The following is a 19,068-nucleotide window of genomic DNA, read 5'->3' as shown; positions in this document are numbered from 1 at the left end:
CCAAGTTAGGCCCCCCTCAGCGCGTTCCGGTGTAACCCCGGTCATAGACTCCAACCCGATCGGCTTGTGAACCATTTCACGAGCGTGCGGGAGGAGGCGCGGATGACCGCGGTGGAGAACGACGCCGACGTCATCGTCGTGGGCGCCGGTCCCGGAGGATCGGCGACGGCGTACCACCTGGCGCGGCACGGCGTACGTGTGCTGCTGCTGGAGAAGACCGAGTTTCCCCGGGAGAAGGTCTGCGGTGACGGCCTGACCCCCCGGGCCGTGCGGCAGCTCATCCGGATGGGCGTGGACACCTCGCCCGAGGCCGGCTGGCTGCAGAACAAGGGCCTGCGGGTGATCGGCGGCGGGATACGCCTCGAACTGGACTGGCCCGACCTCGCCAGCTTCCCCAACTACGGCCTGGTCCGCACCCGGCTCGACTTCGACGACCTGCTCGCCCAGCGGGCCGTCGCCGCCGGGGCGAAGCTGCGGACCAGCGTGAACGTGCTCGGCCCGGTGCTCGACGCCGACGACCGGGTGATCGGCGTGCAGGCCGAGGTGGGTCCGGACAACGAGCCGGCCACCTTCCACGCCCCGCTGGTGGTCGCCGCGGACGGCGTCTCCGGTCGGTTCCCGCTCGCCCTCGGGCTGGCCAAGCGGGAGGACCGGCCGATCGGCGTGGCGGTGCGCCGCTACTACCGCTCGCCCGCCAAGCACGACGACGACTACCTGGAGTCGTGGCTGGAACTGCGGGCCAAGGGCAGCGACGCGCTGCTGCCCGGGTACGGCTGGATCTTCGGCCTCGGCGACGGCCGGGTGAACGTCGGCCTGGGCGTGCTCAACTCCTCCGCCGCCTTCGGCAAGACCAACTACCGGCGGCTACTCACCGACTGGCTGGCCAACACCCCCGAGGACTGGGGGATGACCGACGAGACCAACGCGGAGGGGCCGATCCTCGGCGCCGCGCTGCCGATGGGCTTCAACCGGGTCCCGCACTACACCCGTGGGGTGCTGCTGGTCGGCGACTCCGGCGGCATGGTCAACCCGTTCAACGGCGAGGGCATCGCGTACGCCATGGAGTCCGGTGAGCTGGCCGCCGAGGTGGCCGTGCAGGCGCTGGCCCGGCCGGCCGGCGCCGACCGGGAGCGGGCGCTGCTGGCGTACCCGCAGGAGCTGAAGGCCCGCTTCGGCGGCTACTACCGGCTCGGCGGCATCTTCGTGAAGCTGATCGGCCGGCCGGAGATCATGCGGCTGGCCACCAAGCACGGCATGCCGCACCCGATGCTGATGCGCTTCGTGCTCAAGCTGCTGGCCAACCTGACCGACCCCCGGGGCGGGGACGCGATGGACCGGGTCATCAACGCGATGACGAAGGTGGCGCCAGCCGTGTAGCGCGAGGAGTGAGCGTGCGAGCCCCGCAGTCGCGGAACGTGAGCCGGCGCCGTCCAGGACCACCCGTACCCGCAACCGCGGGGCCGGGAACGGGCGGAGATCGACCCCGCCGGCCGAGGTCGTGAGGGACGTGAATAGTGTGATTTTCGGCAACCACCGAGGTCAGGGAAGGACGAGCAGGAGACTACGATGACGCTCTCGCCTTACGCACCGATCATCGGGCTGTTCGCCCTCGCCGCGGGGTTCTCCCTGTTCTCCGTGGCCGCCGCCCGATTCGCCGGCCCCCGACGCCTGAACAAGGCCAAGCTCGAGGCGTACGAGTGCGGCATCGAGCCGAGCCCGCAGCCCGTCGGCGGCGGCCGGTTCCCGATCAAGTTCTACCTGACGGCGATGCTCTTCATCGTCTTCGACATCGAGATCATCTTCCTCTACCCCTGGGCCGTCTCCTTCGACGCCCTGCCGATCTTCGGCTTCGTGGAGATGGTCCTGTTCATCGTCGCGGTCTTCGTCGCCTACGCCTACGTCTGGCGGCGCGGCGGCCTGGACTGGGACTGAGGGAGGTACGTCAGATGGGCATCGAGGAGAAGCTCCCGGCCGGCGTCCTGCTCACCTCCGTGGAGAAGCTGGTCAACTGGTCGCGGAAGTCGTCCGTCTGGGGCGCCACCTTCGGCCTGGCCTGCTGTGCCATCGAGATGATGGCCGCCGGTGGTCCGCACTACGACATGGGCCGCTGGGGCATGGAGGTGTTCCGGGCCTCGCCGCGGCAGGCGGACCTCATGATCGTGGCCGGCCGGGTGAGCCAGAAGATGGCCCCGGTGCTGCGCCAGATCTACGACCAGATGGCCGAGCCCCGCTGGGTCATCTCGATGGGCGTCTGCGCCAGCAGCGGCGGCATGTTCAACAACTACGCCATCGTGCAGGGCGTCGACCACATCGTGCCGGTCGACATGTACCTCCCGGGCTGCCCGCCCCGGCCCGAGATGCTCATCGACGCGGTGCTCAAGCTCCGCGAGAAGATCATGTACGAGCCGCTGGGCCCGAACGGCCGCAAGATGCTCGAGGCCCGCAAGGAGCGCGGTGACGTGCCCGTCGTGCCGTACGGCTCGATGCCGTCGTCGTACCGCAGCGACAAGGCCCGTCGGGCCGAGTGGACCCGGGCGGTCCGGGAGGGCCGCGAGGAGCAGCTGCGGATTGAGAACTGGATGAAGGCGCAGCACCACCTCCAGCCGCAGCAGGGCCCCAAGTGAGCGCGCGGAGTACGGCGGAGCGGGCAGTCGTGAACGGAGGGCAGGGGCAGTGACCGCACCGAACGACAGGAACAACGACGGCGGCGTGCCGGTACCGGTCACCCCGGCCGGCGCCAGCAGCACCGCCCCGGCCGAGTACCCGCCGGCCAGCCCCGCCGGGCGCGGCATGTTCGGCAACCAGGGCACCGGTGACGTCTCCGGCTACGGCGGCCTGGTCCGGCAGCGCAAGCCGATCGAGGAGGCCAGCCGCCCGTACGGCGGCTACTTCGACGAGGTCCGGGACGCGCTCGAGGAGGCGTACCCGCAGTTCGGCGAGGCGATCGAGAAGGTCGTGGTGGACCGGGGCGAGCTGACCCTGCACGTCCGCCCGGAGCGGATCGCCGAGGTCTGCCAGGTGATGCGCGACGACCTGGCGCTCCGCTTCGAGCTGTGCTCCTCGGTGTCCGGGGTGGACTACCTCGGCGCCGACGAGCGCCGGCTGCACGTGGTCTACCAGCTCACCTCGATGACCTACCGGCGCCTGGTCCGGCTGGAGGCCGCGGTCCCCGCCGACGACCCGCACCTGCCGAGCGTCACCGCCGTCTACCCGACCGCCGACTGGCAGGAGCGGGAGACGTACGACATGTTCGGCATCGTCTTCGACGGCCACCCCAACCTGACCCGGATCCTCATGCCGGACGACTGGGAGGGGCACCCGCAGCGCAAGGACTACCCGCTGGGTGGCGTCCCGGTGGAGTACAAGGGCGCGGAGATCCCGCCGCCGGACCGGAGGAGGTCTTACCAGTGACGACGTCGAACTATGCGACCGAGCGTGAGACCACCGAGGGCAAGGTCTTCACCGTCACCGGTGGGGACTGGGACCAGGTCGTCTCCGGCACCGACCCGATCAACGACGAGCGGATCGTCGTCAACATGGGTCCGCAGCACCCGTCGACCCACGGCGTGCTCCGGTTGATCCTCGAGCTGGAGGGCGAGACGGTCCGCGAGGTCCGCTCGGTCGTCGGCTACCTGCACACCGGCATCGAGAAGAACCTCGAGTTCCGCAACTGGGTGCAGGGCTCCACCTTCGTGACCCGGATGGACTACCTCTCCCCGCTGTTCAACGAGACGGCGTACGCGCTGGCGGTGGAGAAGCTGCTCGGCATCACCGACGACATCACCGAGCGGGCCACCACCATCCGGGTGCTGATGATGGAGCTCAACCGGATCTCCTCGCACCTGGTCTGGCTGGCCACCACCGGCATGGAGCTCGGTGCGATCAACATGATGTTGTACGGCTTCCGCGAGCGGGAGTACATCCTCGACATCTTCGAGACGATCACCGGCCTGCGGATGAACCACGCGTACGTCCGCCCGGGCGGGGTGGCGCAGGACGTGCCGGAGGACGCGATCCGCAAGATCCGCGACTTCCTGGTCCTGCTGCCGAAGAAGCTCAAGGAGTACGAGGACCTCCTCTCCGGCCAGCCGATCTGGATCGAGCGGACCAAGAACGTGGCCGTGCTCGACGTGACCGGCTGCCTGGCGCTCGGCGTGACCGGCCCGGTGCTCCGCTCCGCCGGCCTGGCCTGGGACCTGCGCAAGACCATGCCGTACTGCGGCTACGAGACGTACGAGTTCGACGTGCCGACGCACACCGACGGCGACGTCTGGGGCCGCTACCTGGTCCGGCTCGCCGAGATCCGGGAGTCGCTGAAGCTGGTCGAGCAGGCGGTGGACCGGCTGGCCAAGCCGGGCCCGGTGATGGTCTCCGACAAGAAGATCGCCTGGCCGGCGCAGCTCGCCATCGGCGTCGACGGCATGGGCAACTCGCTGGAGCACGTCGCGAAGATCATGGGTCAGTCGATGGAGTCGCTGATCCACCACTTCAAGCTCGTCACCGAGGGCTTCCGGGTCCCGCCGGGACAGGTGTACGTCGGCATCGAGTCGCCCCGCGGCGAGCTGGGCGTGCACGCCGTCTCCGACGGCGGCACCCGGCCGTACCGGGTGCACTACCGGGAGCCGAGCTTCGTCAACCTCCAGGCCCTCCCGGCGATCTCCGAGGGTGGCCTGATCGCCGACGTGATCGCCGGTGGCGCCTCGCTGGACCCGGTGATGGGGGGGTGTGACCGGTGAGTGCGCGGAGCGCAGCGCAGCGGAGCACCGCAGTCGCGAACGAAGGGCGGCTCTGATGACCGTTTTCACTGACCAGACCCGGGAGCGGGCGCGGGAGATCATCGCCCGGTACCCGGCCGACCGGTCCCGCTCGGCGCTGCTGCCGCTGCTGCACCTGGTCCAGTCCGAGGAGGGGTACGTCTCCCCGGCCGGGGTCGAGTTCTGCGCCGAGGTGCTCGGCCTGAACAAGGCCCAGGTCGGCGCGGTGGCCACCTTCTACACCATGTACAAGCGCAAGCCGACCGGCGACTACCTGGTCAGCGTCTGCACCAACACGATGTGCAACGTGCTGGGCGGCCAGGAGGTCTACGACACCCTGGCCGAGCACCTGGGTGTCGGGCACGACGAGACCACCGCCGACGGGAAGATCACCCTGGAGCACGCCGAGTGCCTGGCGGCGTGCGACTACGGCCCGGTGATGACGGTCAACTACGACTTCTTCGACAACGTCGACGCGCAGACCGCGCTGGGCGTCGTCGAGGAGTTGCGCGCCGGCGGCCGGCCGATGCCGACCCGCGGCGCCCGGCTCTGCACGCTCAAGGAGATGGCCGTCCAGCTCGCCGGGTTCGCCGACGAGCGGGACGGCGCGGTGGCCGACGGCAGCCCGGGCGAGCCGAGCCTGCGCGGCCTGCGCCTGGCCGAGCAGCACGGCATCTCGGTGTCGGGCTTCGACCCGAACACGCCGATCCGCAGCAAGGCCGAGGCCGACCGGGCCGCCGCCGAGGCGAAGGCGAAGGCCGAGGCCGCGAAGCCGGCCCCCGCCGCGGAGCCCGCGAAGCCGGCCGCCGGGACGGCGGCCACCGGCAGCACCGCGCCGGACGTGAAGGCGCCGGACGACAAGTCGCCGCAGGTGCGTACCGCCGAGACCCGGCAGCCGGACGCGAGCACCGCGGTCCCGGACGCCCCGGGCACCAAGGTCCCGACCGACGGCGCGCCGCCCGCGCCGCGCGACGCCCAGGCGGCCGAGGCGGCCGGCGCGGCGGCCAACCCGCCGGCCGGCGACGGCAAGCCCGCCGGCGACGACGCCGGGGCGCAGCAGCGCAACCTGAAGGAGGCTCAAAAGTGACGACGCCTCGGCCCGAGACGCTGGCCAAGCTCACGCCGGTGCTGACCAAGCGCTGGCTGTCGCCGGACGCCTGGGGGATCGCCACCTACGAGAAGCTGGACGGCTACGCCGCCCTGCGCAAGGCGCTCAACGCGCACCCGGACGACCTGATCCAGCTGATCAAGGACTCCGGCCTGCGCGGTCGCGGCGGTGCGGGCTTCCCGACCGGTCTCAAGTGGGGCTTCATCCCGCAGGGCGACGGGAAGCCGCACTACCTGGTGGTGAACGCCGACGAGGGCGAGCCGGGCACCTGCAAGGACCTGCCGCTGATGACGCACGACCCGCACTCGCTGGTCGAGGGCGTGATCATCGCGTCGTACGCGATCCGGGCCAACCGCGCCTACATCTACATCCGGGGCGAGGCGGTTCACGCCGCGCGCCGGCTGCGCAACGCGGTCCAGGAGGCGTACGCCAAGGGCTACCTCGGCCGGAACATCCTCGGCTCGAAGTTCGACCTGGAACTGGTGGTGCACTCCGGGGCCGGGGCGTACATCTGCGGTGAGGAGACCGCGCTGCTGGACTCGCTGGAGGGCTTCCGGGGCCAGCCCCGGCTGCGCCCGCCGTTCCCGGCGACCCACGGCCTGTACGCCAGCCCGACCGTGGTCAACAACGTCGGCACCATCGCCAGCGTGCCGTACATCGTGCTGGGCGGCGCCGACTGGTGGAAGACCATGGGTACGGAGAAGTCCTCCGGCCCGATGATCTACTCGCTCTCCGGCCGGATCGCCAACCCCGGCCAGTACGAGTGCTCGATGGGGATCACCCTGCGCGAGCTGATCGAGCTGGCCGGTGGCATGCAGCCCGGGCACAACCTGCGGTTCTGGACCCCGGGCGGGTCGTCGACCCCGCTGCTCACCGCCGAGCACCTGGACGTGCCGCTGGACTTCGAGGGGGTGGCGGCGGCCGGCTCGATCCTGGGCACCACGGCCACGCAGATCTTCTCCGACCAGGACTGCCCGGTGTACGCGACCTACCGGTGGATGGAGTTCTACCACCACGAGTCGTGCGGCAAGTGCACCCCGTGCCGCGAAGGCAACTACTGGATGGCCCGGATCTACCGGCGCATCCTGTCCGGCCACGGCACCTACGAGGACCTGGACACCCTGCTGGACACCTGCGACAACGTCCTGGGCCGCGCGTTCTGCGGGCTGGGCGACGGCGCGACCAGCCCGGTGACCTCGTCGCTGAAGTACTTCAAGCAGGACTACCTCGACTACATCGAGGGACGTACCGCGCCGAAGCTGTCGGACAAGCAGCTGGTGGGAGCGCACTGATGACCGACGTAGCCAAGCAGACCGAAACCGTCACCCTCACCATCGACGGCGTCGAGGTCACCGCGCCCAAGGGCACGCTGCTGATCCGGGTCGCCGAGCAGATGGGGATCGAGATCCCGCGGTTCTGCGACCACCCGCTGCTGGCCCCGGCCGGCGCCTGCCGGCAGTGCCTGGTGGAGGTGGAGGGCCAGCGCAAGCCGGTCGCCTCCTGCACCCAGGCGGTCGCCGACGGCATGGTGGTCCGGACCCAGCTCACCTCGCCGGTCGCCAAGAAGGCGCAGGCGGGGATCATGGAGCTGCTGCTGGTGAACCACCCGCTCGACTGCCCGATGTGTGACAAGGGCGGCGAGTGCCCGCTGCAGAACCAGGCGATGTCCACCGGCCGGACGGACTCGCGGTTCCACGAGCACAAGCGGGAGTACCCGAAGCCGGTGGAGATCAGCACCCAGGTGCTGCTCGACCGCGAGCGGTGCGTGCTCTGCCAGCGCTGCACCCGGTTCTCCGAGGAGATCGCCGGCGACAAGTTCATCGACCTGATGGGCCGGTCGTCCGCCGAGGAGATCAACATCTACCGGGACGACGCGTACGGCGAGGAGGGCGATGCGGGTGACGTCCCGTTCAACTCGTACTTCTCCGGCAACACGGTGCAGATCTGCCCGGTGGGCGCGCTGACCGGTGCCCAGTACCGGTTCCGGGCCCGCCCGTTCGACCTGGTCTCCACCCCGAGCGCCTGCGAGCACTGCGCGGCCGGTTGCGCCCAGCGCACCGACTGGCGGCGTGGCAAGGTGCTGCGCCGGCTGGCCGGCGACGACCCGGCGGTGAACGAGGAGTGGAACTGCGACAAGGGCCGCTGGGGCTTCCAGTACGCCCGGGCGTTCGACCGGCTCAGCACGCCGCTGGTGCGCGACGAGCGCAGCGGTGAGCTGCGCGAGGCCTCGTGGAGCGAGGCGCTGACCCGGGCCGCCGACGGGCTGCGCGCGGCTCGGGACGGCGGGCAGGGCAGCGCGGTGCTCACCGGCGGCCGGCTGACCGTCGAGGACGCCTACGCGTACGCGAAGTTCGCCCGGGTCGCGCTGCGCACCAACGACCTGGACTTCCGGGCCCGCCCGGTCTCCCGCGAGGAGGCCGACTTCCTGGCCAGCAACGTCGCCGGGGTCACCGACGTGACCTACACGGACGTGGAGAACGCGCCCGCGGTGGTGCTGGTCGGCCTGGAGCCGGAGGAGGAGTGCCCGATCCTCTTCCTGCGGCTGCGCAAGGCGTACCTGAAGAAGACCCTGACCGTGTACGCGATCGCGCCGTTCGCGACCCGGGGCCTGGAGAAGCTCGGGGCCAAGCTGGCCCGGGTGGTGCCGGGCGAGGAGGCCAGCGTGCTGGCCGAGCACGCCACGGTGGCCGAGGCGCTGAGCCAGCCGGGCGCGATCCTGATCGTCGGCGAGCGGCTCGGCGCGGTGCCGGGCGGGCTCTCCGCGGCGGCGGACGTCGCCCGGCGTACCGGGGCCAAGCTGGCCTGGGTGCCGCGGCGCGCGGGCGACCGGGGTGCGGTCGACGCGGGCTGCCTGCCCAACCTGCTGCCCGGTGGCCGTCTGGTCACCGAGCCGGCGGCCCGCGCGGAGCTGGGCGAGGCCTGGGACATCCCGGCCGGGGTCATCCCGAGCCAGGCCGGGCGGGACACCGACGGCATCCTCACCGCGGCCGCCAACGGCCAGCTGGGGGCGCTCGTGGTGGCCGGCGTCGACCCGGCCGACCTGGCCGACCCGCGCCTGGCCGAGCAGGCCCTCGACGCGGTGCCGTTCCTGGTCAGCCTGGAGCTGCGGATGAGCGCGGTGGCCCGGCGGGCCGACGTGGTCCTCCCGGTCGCCCCGGTGGTCGAGAAGGCCGGCAGCTTCCTGGACTGGGAGGGCCGGCTGCGCACCTTCGAGCGGGTGCTGGAGACGGACGCGATGAACGACGGCCGGGTGCTGGACGCGCTCGCCGCGCAGCTCGACGTCCGGCTCGGCACCGGCGACGTGATGACCGTCCGCCGCGAGCTGGGCGCGCTGCCGCCGACCCGGGTCGACCGCCCGGGCGCGCCGATGGTGGAGCCGGCGACCGTGCCGCAGCCGGGCGCCGGGGAGGCCGTGCTGGCCACCTGGCACCAGCTGATCGACCTGGGCAGCCTCACCGACGGCGACGAGCACCTGGCCGGCACCGCGCGCCCGCCGGTGGTGCGGCTGGGCAAGGGCACCGCCGAGACGCTCGGCGTGGCCGACGGGGACGCGGTGACCGTGGGCACCGACCGCGGCGCGGTCACCCTGCCGGCGGAAATCACCGAGATGCCGGACGGGGTTGTCTGGCTACCGACCAACTCGCCCGGCTCGACCGTGCGGCGCAGCCTCGGCGCGACGTCCGGCGACGTCGTCACGGTCTCGGCGGGCGCGGTCGGCGGGGCGACCGTCCCGGCCGGGCGGGTCGCCGCGGACGCCGCCGGCCGGCCGGGTCCGCTCCTCAACACCGGGAGTGTCCAGTGAACCTCTACCTCGCGGCGCAGGACCCGACGCTGGCCGACTTCGGCAAGGACCCGTGGTGGCTGGTCCTCATCAAGATCGTCTTTGCGTTCGCCTTCGGCCTGCTGGCCACACTGCTCGGCGTCTGGTTCGAGCGGCGGGTCGTCGGCCGGATGGCGGTGCGGCCCGGCCCCAACCAGGTCGGCCCGTTCGGCCTGCTGCAGACCCTCGCCGACGGTCTGAAGATGGCCTTCAAGGAGGACATCCTCCCGAAGGCCGCCGACAAGGTCGTCTACTTCTTCGCCCCGACCATCTCGGTGATCTGCGCGGTCACCGCGCTGTCGGTGGTGCCGTTCGGCCCGAAGGTGAGCATCTTCGGGCACTGGACGCCGCTGCAGGTCACCGACGTGTCGGTGGCGGTGCTGGTGCTGCTGGCCTGCTCGTCGATGGGCATCTACGGCATCGTGCTCGGCGGCTGGGCCTCCGGCTCGACCTACCCGCTGCTCGGTGGGCTCCGGTCCACCGCCCAGATGATCTCCTACGAGGTCGCCATGGGGCTGAGCATCGTGGCGGTGTTCATGACCGCCGGCACGATGTCCACCAGCGGCATCGTCGCGGCCCAGGGCGACGGCACCCAGCTCACCATCGCCGGCCAGCAGGTGCCGGCGCCGGGCTGGTACGCGATCCTGCTGCTGCCCAGCTTCATCATCTTCTTCATCGCCACCGTCGGTGAGACGAACCGGGCGCCGTTCGACCTGCCCGAGGCGGAGTCGGAGCTGGTCGCGGGCTTCATGACCGAGTACAGCTCGCTGAAGTTCGCGCTCTTCATGCTCTCCGAGTACGTCTCGATGGTGACCATGTCCGCGGTCACCACGACGCTCTTCCTGGGCGGCTGGCGGGCCCCCTGGCCGATCACCCTGTGGGCCGGCGCCAACACGGGTTGGTGGCCGATGCTGTGGTTCTTCGGCAAGGTGATCGCGCTGGTCTTCGTCTTCGTCTGGCTGCGGGGCACCCTGCCCCGGCTCCGGTACGACCAGTTCATGCGCTTCGGCTGGAAGGTCCTGCTGCCGATCAACCTGGTCTGGATCCTGGTCCTGGCCGGCCTGCGCTCCATCGAGGACTGGCAGACCAAGGACCGGCTGGTCGCCACCGCCATCGGCGCGGGTGTGCTGCTGCTGGCCACGCTCTTCTGGCCGAGCCGGAAGAAGGAGCCGGCGCCGCCGCTGCAGGAACAGGTCAACAGCCGGCCGCACGGCAGCTTCCCGCTGCCCCCGATGGATCTTCAGGTACCACCGAGCCCGCGCACCAGGCGCGTGGTCGCCGAGCGGGAGCCGGCCAACGTCGTCGCCGGCCCGGACTCCAGGGAGGTGTGACGTGGGCGCGATCACCGGAACGTTCAAGGGCTTCGGGGTCACCTTCTCGCACATGTTCAAGAAGGTGGTCACCACCGACTACCCGTTCAAGCCGCCGGTCTCGGCGCCGCGCTACCACGGGCGGCACATCCTCAACCGGCACCCGGACGGCCTGGAGAAGTGCATCGGCTGCGAGCTGTGCGCCTGGGCCTGCCCGGCCGACGCGATCTACGTGGAGGGTGGCGACAACACCGAGGAGCAGCGCTTCTCGCCGGGTGAGCGGTACGCCAGCGTCTACCAGATCAACTACGCCCGGTGCATCTTCTGCGGGCTCTGCATCGAGGCCTGCCCGACCCGTTCGCTGACCATGAGCAACGAGTACGAGCTGGCCCGGGACAACCGGCAGGACCTGATCTTCACGAAGGAGCAGCTGCTCGCGCCGCTGCTGCCGGGGATGGAGCAGCCGCCGCACCCGATGCGGCTGGGCGACAGCGAGAAGGACTACTACGTCGGCGCGCTGACCAACCCGGGCACCTCCGCCGGCGCCGAGCACTCGGCCAACAACCCGGGCCGGTACCAGCTCGACGAGACCCCCGGCGTCACCTTCCCGGGCGCCGAGCAGGCGGCCCAGCGGGTGGCGGCAGGCAAGGGAGACACGGCATGACCACGCAGACGGTGCTCGCCGAGGCCGCCTCGGTCGGCGGCGGCGAGGCGGTGACCTTCTGGATCCTCGCCCCGCTGGCGCTGCTCGGCGCGATCGGCATGGTGTGGGCCCGCAACGCGGTGCACTCGGCGCTCTGGCTGGTGCTGACCATGCTCTGCCTGGGCGTGTTCTACGTCCTCCAGGCGGGGCCGTTCATCGGCATGGTGCAGATCATCGTCTACACCGGCGCGATCATGATGCTCTTCCTGTTCGTGCTCATGCTGGTCGGCCGGGACGCCTCCGACTCGCTGATCGAGACGCTGCGCGGGCAGCGTACGGCGGCGGTCGTGCTGGCGCTCGGCTTCGCCGGCCTGGTCGGCACCGGGCTGTACCGGGCGCTCGACGGCGTCGAGGCGGTCGGCCTGGACCGGGCGAACGCCGAGGGCAACGTGCAGGGCATCGCCCGGCTGCTCTTCACCAAGTACGTCTTCGCCTTCGAGCTGACCTCGGCGCTGCTGATCACGGCGGCCGTCGGCGCGATGGTGCTGGCGCACGTCGAGCGGCGCAAGGAGGACCGGATGGACCAGGTCGCCACCATGAAGGCCCGGTTCCGGCCCGGCAACTACCCCGGCCCGAAGCCTGGCCCGGGCGTCTTCGCCACGTCGTCCTCGGTGGCCACCCCGGCCCGCCTGCCCGACGGCCGGCTGACCGAGCGCAGCATCCCCGAGATCATGCCGGTCCGGGAGCTGACCGCCGAGGAGACCTCGCTGAAGGGGACGGAACGGAAATGAGCAGCTTCTTCTCGGTCGAGCCGAACTACTACCTGGTCCTCGCCGCGGTGCTCTTCACCATCGGCGCGGTCGGGGTGCTGGTCCGGCGCAACGCGATCGTCCTGTTCATGTGCGTCGAGCTGATGCTCAACGCGGCGAACCTGACCCTGGTCACCTTCAGCCGCATCAACGGCGACCTGAACGGTCAGATCATGGCGTTCTTCGTGATGGTGGTGGCGGCGGCCGAGGTCGTGGTCGGACTCGCGGTCATCATGGCGATCTTCCGGACCCGGCGCTCGGCCAGCGTCGACGACGCCAACCTGCTGAAGTACTGAGGGGCCGACGGTGGAAGAGACTGTGCGTTTCGCAGAGGCGAGTGGATTTCTCGGCAGCGTCTGGCTGCTGGTGGCCATCCCGCTGGTCAGCGCGGCGATCCTGCTGCTGCTCGGCCGCCGGGCCGACCGGTGGGGTCACTGGCTGGGCGTGGCGGCCATCGGCGCCGCCTTCGTGCTCGGCCTGACCTACTTCTTCCAGCTTCGTGGCCTGGAGAACAAGCAGGTCGAGCTGAGCCTCTGGCAGTTCATCACGGCCGGTGACCTGAAGGTGGACTTCGGTCTGCTCTTCGACCCGCTGGCCGCGGTCTTCGTCCTGCTGATCACCGGGGTGGGTTTCCTGATCCACCTGTACGCGGTCGAGTACATGGCGCACGACGAGGGCCGGCGGCGGTTCTTCGGGTACTTCAACCTGTTCGTCGCCGCGATGCTGCTGCTGGTGCTCGGCAACAACTACGTGATGCTCTACTTCGGCTGGGAGGGCGTCGGCCTGGCGTCGTACCTGCTGATCTCCTTCTGGTACGGCCGGCCGAGCGCGGCCACCGCCGGCAAGAAGGCCTTCCTGATGAACCGGGTCGGCGACGCCGGCCTGGCCATCGGCATCTTCATGCTCTTCGCCCAGCTCGGCAGCACCCAGTACGAGGACGTGTTCAACGGGGTCGGCGCGCTGAGCCAGACCACCGTGCTGGTGCTCGGCCTGCTGCTGCTGCTCGGCGCGACCGGCAAGTCCGGCCAGTTCCCGCTCCAGGCGTGGCTGCCGGACGCGATGGAGGGCCCCACCCCGGTCTCCGCGCTCATCCACGCGGCCACCATGGTCACCGCGGGCGTCTACCTGATCGCCCGCTCCAACCCGGTCTTCTCGGCCAACACCACCCTCCAGCTGGTGGTGGTCAGCGTCGGCGCGATCACCCTGCTGATGGGCTGCCTCATCGGCGCGGCCAAGGACGACATCAAGCGGGTGCTGGCCTGGTCCACGGTGAGCCAGATCGGTTACATGTTCCTCGGCGTCGGCCTGGGCGGCGCGGCGTACGCGCTGGCCATCGTGCACCTGCTGGCGCACGGCTTCTTCAAGGCCAACATGTTCCTCGGCGCCGGCTCGGTCATGCACGGCATGAACGACCAGGTGGACATCCGCCGCTTCGGTGGCCTGTCGAAGTACATGAAGGTCACCTGGCTGACCTTCATGATGGGCTGGCTGGCCATCATCGGCATGTTCCCGTTCTCCGGCTTCTTCTCCAAGGAGCCGATCATCGTGGCCGCGTTCGAGCGGGAGGGCTGGACCGCCTGGCTCTTCGGCATGGCCGCGCTGATCGGCGCCGGGTTGACCGCGTTCTACATGACCCGGCTCTTCGTGCTCACCTTCCACGGCCCGAAGCGGTGGACCGAGGACATCGAGCACCCGCACGAGTCGCCGAAGCTGATGACCATCCCGCTGATCCTGCTGGCGATCGGCTCGGTCGCGGCGGGCTTCCTGCTCGCCACGTCGGTGCCGGACTGGCTGGAGGCGACCGCCGGGCTGGGCGGCCAGGAGGAGGGCCACGAGGCGGTCCTCGCGCACTGGCTGATCACCACGCTCTCGCTGGCGGTCACGGTCCTCGGCGCCGGGCTGGCCTGGTTCCTGTTCCGCAACGGCACGGCCACCGAGCCGCAGCCGGCCGGGGTGCTGGTCACCGCGGCCCGCCGCAACCTCTACACGGACGCCGTCAACGAGGCCGTCTTCGAGAAGCCGGGCATCTTCCTCACCCGGGCGCTGGTCTACCTCGACAACCGGGGCGTGGACGGGCTGGTCAACGGCCTCGCCGCCGCGGTGGGCGGGGGTTCGGGCCGGCTCCGGCGGCTGCAGACCGGCTTCGTGCGGTCGTACGCGACCTCGATCCTCACCGGCGCGCTGCTCGTGGTCGCGGCGTTCCTCGCGGTGCAGGCGGGGTGGCTGGCGTGATCGACCTGAACGCGGCCGCCCCCGCCGGCGGGCCACGCAGTCACGACGGAGGTAAGGCCGAATAATGTCCAACTTCCCGTTCCTCTCGGTGCTGACCGTGGCACCGCTGGTCGGCGCCCTGGTCGTGGCCGTGCTGCCACGCCGCCGGCCGGACCTGGCCAAGCTGGTGGCGTTCGGCTGGTCGCTGCTGGTGCTGGTGCTGTCGGTGGTGATGTGGATCGCCTTCTCCGCCGACGGTGACCGGTTCCAGTTCCGCGAGTCGTACGCGTGGATCCCGAACTGGGGCGTCAACTTCACCTTCGAGGTGGACGGCATCGCCCTGGTCATGCTGATGCTGATCGCGATCCTGGTGCCGCTGGTGATCCTGGCGTCCTGGCACGACGCCGAGTCGTCCAAGCGCTCGGTGCCGGCCTACTTCGCGCTGCTGCTCGTCCTCGAGTGCACGATGATCGGCGTCTTCGCGGCTGCCGACGTCTTCCTCTTCTACGTGTTCTTCGAGGTCATGCTGGTGCCGATGTACTTCCTGATCGGCAGCTACGGCGGCCACCAGCGGCAGTACGCGGCGGTCAAGTTCTTCCTCTACTCGCTGGTCGGCGGCCTGTTCATGCTGGCCGCGGTCATCGGCCTCTGGGTGGTCGGCGGGAAGACCTTCGACTGGCAGGCGCTCAGCCAGGCCGAGTTCGCCACCGACACCGCCCGCTGGCTCTTCCTCGGCTTCTTCCTCGCGTTCGCGATCAAGGCGCCGTTCTTCCCGTTCCACACCTGGCTGCCGGACGCCGGTGGCGCGGCTCCGGCCGGCGCCGCCGCGCTGCTGGTCGGCGTACTGGACAAGGTCGGCACCTTCGGGATCCTGCGGTACTGCCTGCCGCTCTTCCCCGAGGCGTCGAGGTGGTTCGCGCCCTGGGCGCTGGCGCTCGGCGTGATCGGCATCATCTACGCCGCGCTGCTGGCCGTCGGGCAGAACGACCTGAAGCGGCTGGTGTCGTACACCTCGATCGCGCACTTCGGCTTCATCGGGGTCGGCATCTTCGCCTTCACCACCCAGGCCGGCACCGGCGCGGTGCTCTACATGCTCAACCACGGGCTCGCCACCGGCCTGCTCTTCCTCGTGGTCGGCATGCTGATCGCCCGTCGCGGCTCGGCCCTGATCAGCGACTTCGGCGGCGCCGGCAAGCTGGTCCCGGTGCTGGCCGGGGTGCTCTTCTTCGCCGGTCTCGCCTCGCTGGCGCTGCCCGGCACCGCGCCGTTCGTCTCCGAGTTCCTGGTGCTGATCGGCACCTTCACCACCAACAAGCCGGTCGCGGTGATCGCCACGCTCGGCATCATCCTGGCCGCGGCGTACGTGCTGTGGATGATCCAGCGCACCACCCAGGGCACGCTGAACCCGGCCCTGACCGAGGTCGACGGCATGCGCCGTGACCTGACCCTGCGCGAGAAGGTCGTGGTCGCCCCGCTGATCGCGCTCATCGTGCTGCTCGGCTTCTATCCGAAGCCGGTCACCGATGTCATCAACCCCGCCGTCAAGGCGACCATGCAGGACGTGGGTCGGACCGACCCCGCCCCGGCGGTCGGCACCGTCCAGGAGGCCGCGAAGTGAGCGCGAGGAGTGAACGAGCGGAGCGAGTGAGCCCCGCAGTCGCGAACGAAAGGCGGCACCGAAAGTGAGTGAACTGAAGCTGCCGTCGCTCGACTACGCGGCGCTGGCTCCCATCCTGATCATGTTGGGCGCGGCGCTGGTCGGCGTCCTGGTCGAGGCGTTCGTGCCGCGCCGGCTGCGCAACGGGGTGCAGCTCGCGCTCGCCCTGCTGGCGGTGCTGGCCGCGCTGACCATGGTGATCCTGAACGCCGACGACCGGCTGCTCACCGCCGGCCAGGCCATCGCGGTGGACGGGCCGACGCTCTTCCTCCAGGGCGCGATCCTGATCCTGGCCATGATGACGCTGCTGCTCATCGGTGAGCGCGCGGTGGAGCGCGGCGGGGCCTTCGTGGCCCACGCGGCGGTCACCGCGGAGTCGGCCGACGACCGGCGGCAGGCCGAGGGCGCGGCCGGCGCCACCGAGGTGTACCCGCTGGCCACCTTCGCCATCGGCGGCATGCTGATCTTCGTGGCGGCGAACGACCTGCTGACCATGTTCATCGCGCTCGAGGTCTTCTCGCTGCCGCTCTACCTGCTCTGCGCGCTGGCCCGCCGCCGGCGGCTGCTGAGCCAGGAGGCGGCGCTGAAGTACTTCATGCTCGGCGCGTACGCGTCGGCGTTCTTCCTGTTCGGGGTGGCGCTGATCTACGGCTTCACCTCGGGCATCCCGGGCCGGGTGGCCGGGGTCGACTTCGCGACCGTGCACACCGCGGTCACCGAGTCGTCGTCCAGCCCGACGCTGCTCTACGCCGGCATGGCGCTGCTCGCCATCGGCCTGCTCTTCAAGGCCGCCGCCGCGCCGTTCCACGTCTGGACGCCGGACGTCTACCAGGGCGCCCCGACCCCGGTGACCGGCTTCATGGCCGCCTGCACGAAGGTCGCCGCGTTCGGTGCCCTGCTGCGGGTCTTCCACGTCGCCTTCGCCGGGGCCGCCTGGGACTTCACCCCGGTCCTCGGCACGGTGGCGGTGCTGACCATGCTGGTCGGCGCGGTGCTGGCGGTCACCCAGACGGACATCAAGCGGCTGCTGGCCTACTCGTCCATCGCGAACGCCGGCTACCTGCTGGTGGGCGTGCTGGCGCCGAGCAGGGACGGGCTCTCCGGCACGATGTTCTACCTGGTGGCGTACGGCTTCTCGGTGCTCGCCGCGTTCGCCGTGGTGACCCTGGTCCGGGACGCCGACGGCGAGGCCACCCACCTGTCCCGCTGGGCCGGGCTGGGCCGCCGCTCGCCGTTCTTCGCGGCGATCTTCACCTTCATCCTGCTGGCCTTCGCCGGTATCCCGCTGACCAGCGGGTTCACCAGCAAGTTCGCCGTCTTCGCGCCGGCGCTGGACGCGGACCAGGCCTGGCTGGTGATCGCCGGCGTGCTGACCAGCATGGTGCTGGCCTTCCCGTACCTGCGGGTGGTGGTCATGATGTGGCTCTCCGAGCCGGGGGACGCCACCCCGACCGTCACCGTGCCGGGTGCGCTCACCTCGGCGGCCCTGGTCATCGGCGTGCTGGCCACGCTGGTGCTGGGTGTCGCCCCGGCGCCCCTGCTGGATCTGGCCAACGGTGCGGCCGAATTCGTCAGATGACCCCTGGCAGTTCCCCGGGGGCCGGTACGCCGTTGGCGTACCGGCCCCCGGTCCGTATCCCCCTCTCCGGGCAGGTCGAACGGGTGTGGCATGGTTGAGTACGTGGTGATTCCGGCTGGCGAGCGTTCAGGTGCCACCGGCTCCGGCGGTCGTCGGGGTCCGGCGGGCACGGGTCAGTTCGGCGCGCTCGGCATGCACCTCGCCGACCCGCGCGTCGAGGCGTCCGTGCTGGGCGTGCTGGATGGCGTCGAGGGCCAGCTGCGGGAGAGTGTGGCCAGCGCCGACCCGCTCGTGGCCGAGGCCTCCCGGCACCTGGTCGACGCGGGCGGCAAGCGGTTCCGTCCGCTGCTGGTGGCGCTGGGCGCCCAGTTCGGTGAGCCGACCGCCGCCGAGGTGGTGCCGGCCGCGGTGGTGATGGAGCTCACTCACCTGGCGACGCTCTACCACGACGACGTGATGGACGAGGCCGCGGTGCGCCGGGGCGCCCCGAGCGCCAACTCCCGGTGGACCAACTCGGTGGCCATCCTGGTCGGCGACTTCCTCTTCGCCCGGGCCGCCGACATCGCGGCCGACCTGGGGCCTGACGCGGTCCGGCTGCAGGCGCGCACGTTCGCCCGGCTGGTGCACGGGCAGATCGCCGAGACGGTCGGCCCGCGCGGCTCCGACCCGGTCGCCCACTACCTGCACGTGATCGCCGAGAAGACCGGCTCGCTGATCGCCACCTCGGCCCGGTTCGGCGGCATGTTCGCCGGCGCCCCCGCCGAGCACGTCGAGGCCCTGGCCGGTTACGGCGAGATCATCGGGGTGGCCTTCCAGCTCTCCGACGACCTGCTGGACATCGCCTCCGAGTCCGTGCAGTCCGGCAAGACCCCCGGCACCGACCTGCGCGAGGGCGTGCCCACCCTGCCGGTGCTGTACGCGCTCGGCTCGGACGACTCGGACGCCGCCAGCGTGCGGCTGCGGGAGATCCTGGCCACCGGCCCGCTGGTCGAGGACGCGCTGCACGCCGAGGCGCTCGGCCTGCTCCGCGAGTCCCCGGCGCTCAAGCGCGCCCGGGAGACCGTCCGCAGCTACGCCGAGGACGCCCGCACCCAGCTCGCCCCGCTTCCTCAGGGCCCGGCCCGCCGCGCCCTGGAATCCCTCTGCGACTACATCGCCGACCGCACCAGCTGACCCC

At 70.9% G+C, this 19,068-nt stretch carries 16 protein-coding genes; all 16 read left to right on the top strand.

From position 1 onward, the window contains the following. Positions 1 to 102 precede the first annotated feature (102 nt). The 16 genes from ACIBPB_RS04040 to ACIBPB_RS03965 all read left to right on the top strand — a co-directional run bounded on the left by ACIBPB_RS04040 (position 103) and on the right by ACIBPB_RS03965 (position 19,064). Entirely contained in the window at positions 103 to 1,377 is a 1,275-nt protein-coding gene (locus ACIBPB_RS04040) for a geranylgeranyl reductase family protein (protein ID WP_357309059.1), read from the top strand. A 189-nt stretch (positions 1,378 to 1,566) separates the two neighbouring features. After that, complete coding sequence (locus tag ACIBPB_RS04035) at positions 1,567 to 1,932, top strand: NADH-quinone oxidoreductase subunit A (protein ID WP_091668660.1); 366 nt, start codon at positions 1,567 to 1,569, stop codon at positions 1,930 to 1,932. Positions 1,933 to 1,946: 14 nt separating this feature from the next. Then, positions 1,947 to 2,624 carry a NuoB/complex I 20 kDa subunit family protein gene (locus ACIBPB_RS04030; protein ID WP_396838070.1) on the top strand — a complete coding sequence of 226 codons (678 nt, stop codon included), beginning with the start codon at positions 1,947 to 1,949 and terminating at the stop codon, positions 2,622 to 2,624. A 49-nt stretch (positions 2,625 to 2,673) separates the two neighbouring features. Continuing rightward, positions 2,674 to 3,411, top strand: coding sequence for an NADH-quinone oxidoreductase subunit C (locus ACIBPB_RS04025; RefSeq protein ID WP_357309065.1), 738 nt, complete (start codon positions 2,674 to 2,676; stop codon positions 3,409 to 3,411). Continuing rightward, on the top strand, positions 3,408 to 4,736 hold the full coding sequence (locus ACIBPB_RS04020; protein ID WP_357309068.1) for an NADH-quinone oxidoreductase subunit D: 1,329 nt from the start codon (positions 3,408 to 3,410) through the stop codon (positions 4,734 to 4,736). The genes ACIBPB_RS04025 and ACIBPB_RS04020 overlap by 4 nt, the downstream gene beginning before the upstream one ends. 55 nt (positions 4,737 to 4,791) lie before the next feature. After that, on the top strand, positions 4,792 to 5,841 hold the full coding sequence (gene nuoE / locus ACIBPB_RS04015) for an NADH-quinone oxidoreductase subunit NuoE (RefSeq protein ID WP_396838069.1): 1,050 nt from the start codon (positions 4,792 to 4,794) through the stop codon (positions 5,839 to 5,841). Continuing rightward, on the top strand, positions 5,838 to 7,154 hold the full coding sequence (gene nuoF, locus ACIBPB_RS04010) for an NADH-quinone oxidoreductase subunit NuoF (RefSeq protein WP_396838068.1): 1,317 nt from the start codon (positions 5,838 to 5,840) through the stop codon (positions 7,152 to 7,154). The genes nuoE and nuoF overlap by 4 nt, the downstream gene beginning before the upstream one ends. Continuing rightward, the gene (locus tag ACIBPB_RS04005; RefSeq protein WP_396838067.1) at positions 7,154 to 9,664 is read left to right on the top strand and encodes an NADH-quinone oxidoreductase subunit G; all 2,511 of its coding nucleotides are present in this window, start codon (positions 7,154 to 7,156) and stop codon (positions 9,662 to 9,664) included. The genes nuoF and ACIBPB_RS04005 overlap by 1 nt, the downstream gene beginning before the upstream one ends. After that, positions 9,661 to 11,013: an NADH-quinone oxidoreductase subunit NuoH gene (nuoH, locus tag ACIBPB_RS04000; protein WP_396838066.1), complete on the top strand. Its 1,353-nt coding sequence runs from the start codon at positions 9,661 to 9,663 to the stop codon at positions 11,011 to 11,013. The genes ACIBPB_RS04005 and nuoH overlap by 4 nt, the downstream gene beginning before the upstream one ends. A gap of 1 nt (position 11,014) precedes the next feature. Continuing rightward, complete coding sequence (gene nuoI, locus ACIBPB_RS03995) at positions 11,015 to 11,656, top strand: NADH-quinone oxidoreductase subunit NuoI (RefSeq protein ID WP_046569221.1); 642 nt, start codon at positions 11,015 to 11,017, stop codon at positions 11,654 to 11,656. Further along, positions 11,653 to 12,426 (top strand): NADH-quinone oxidoreductase subunit J, encoded by a 774-nt coding sequence (locus tag ACIBPB_RS03990; protein WP_357309085.1) that lies wholly within the window; start codon positions 11,653 to 11,655, stop codon positions 12,424 to 12,426. Before nuoI ends, ACIBPB_RS03990 begins: the two co-directional genes overlap by 4 nt. Continuing rightward, positions 12,423 to 12,740, top strand: coding sequence for an NADH-quinone oxidoreductase subunit NuoK (gene nuoK / locus ACIBPB_RS03985; RefSeq protein WP_357309088.1), 318 nt, complete (start codon positions 12,423 to 12,425; stop codon positions 12,738 to 12,740). The genes ACIBPB_RS03990 and nuoK overlap by 4 nt, the downstream gene beginning before the upstream one ends. Before the next feature lie 10 nt (positions 12,741 to 12,750). Further along, entirely contained in the window at positions 12,751 to 14,676 is a 1,926-nt protein-coding gene (nuoL, locus tag ACIBPB_RS03980) for an NADH-quinone oxidoreductase subunit L (protein ID WP_396838065.1), read from the top strand. Positions 14,677 to 14,740: 64 nt separating this feature from the next. Next, entirely contained in the window at positions 14,741 to 16,273 is a 1,533-nt protein-coding gene (locus ACIBPB_RS03975) for an NADH-quinone oxidoreductase subunit M (RefSeq protein WP_396838064.1), read from the top strand. 64 nt (positions 16,274 to 16,337) lie between these two features. Beyond that, the gene (gene nuoN / locus ACIBPB_RS03970) at positions 16,338 to 17,891 is read left to right on the top strand and encodes an NADH-quinone oxidoreductase subunit NuoN (protein WP_357309097.1); all 1,554 of its coding nucleotides are present in this window, start codon (positions 16,338 to 16,340) and stop codon (positions 17,889 to 17,891) included. A 90-nt stretch (positions 17,892 to 17,981) separates the two neighbouring features. After that, positions 17,982 to 19,064: a polyprenyl synthetase family protein gene (locus ACIBPB_RS03965; RefSeq protein WP_396838063.1), complete on the top strand. Its 1,083-nt coding sequence runs from the start codon at positions 17,982 to 17,984 to the stop codon at positions 19,062 to 19,064. Positions 19,065 to 19,068 lie beyond the last annotated feature (4 nt).

Source organism: Micromonospora sp. NPDC049836 (assembly GCF_044465125.1).
In the GTDB taxonomy this organism is placed as follows: Bacteria; Actinomycetota; Actinomycetes; order Mycobacteriales; family Micromonosporaceae; genus Micromonospora.
This window is presented reverse-complemented; position numbering and strand designations above follow the sequence as displayed.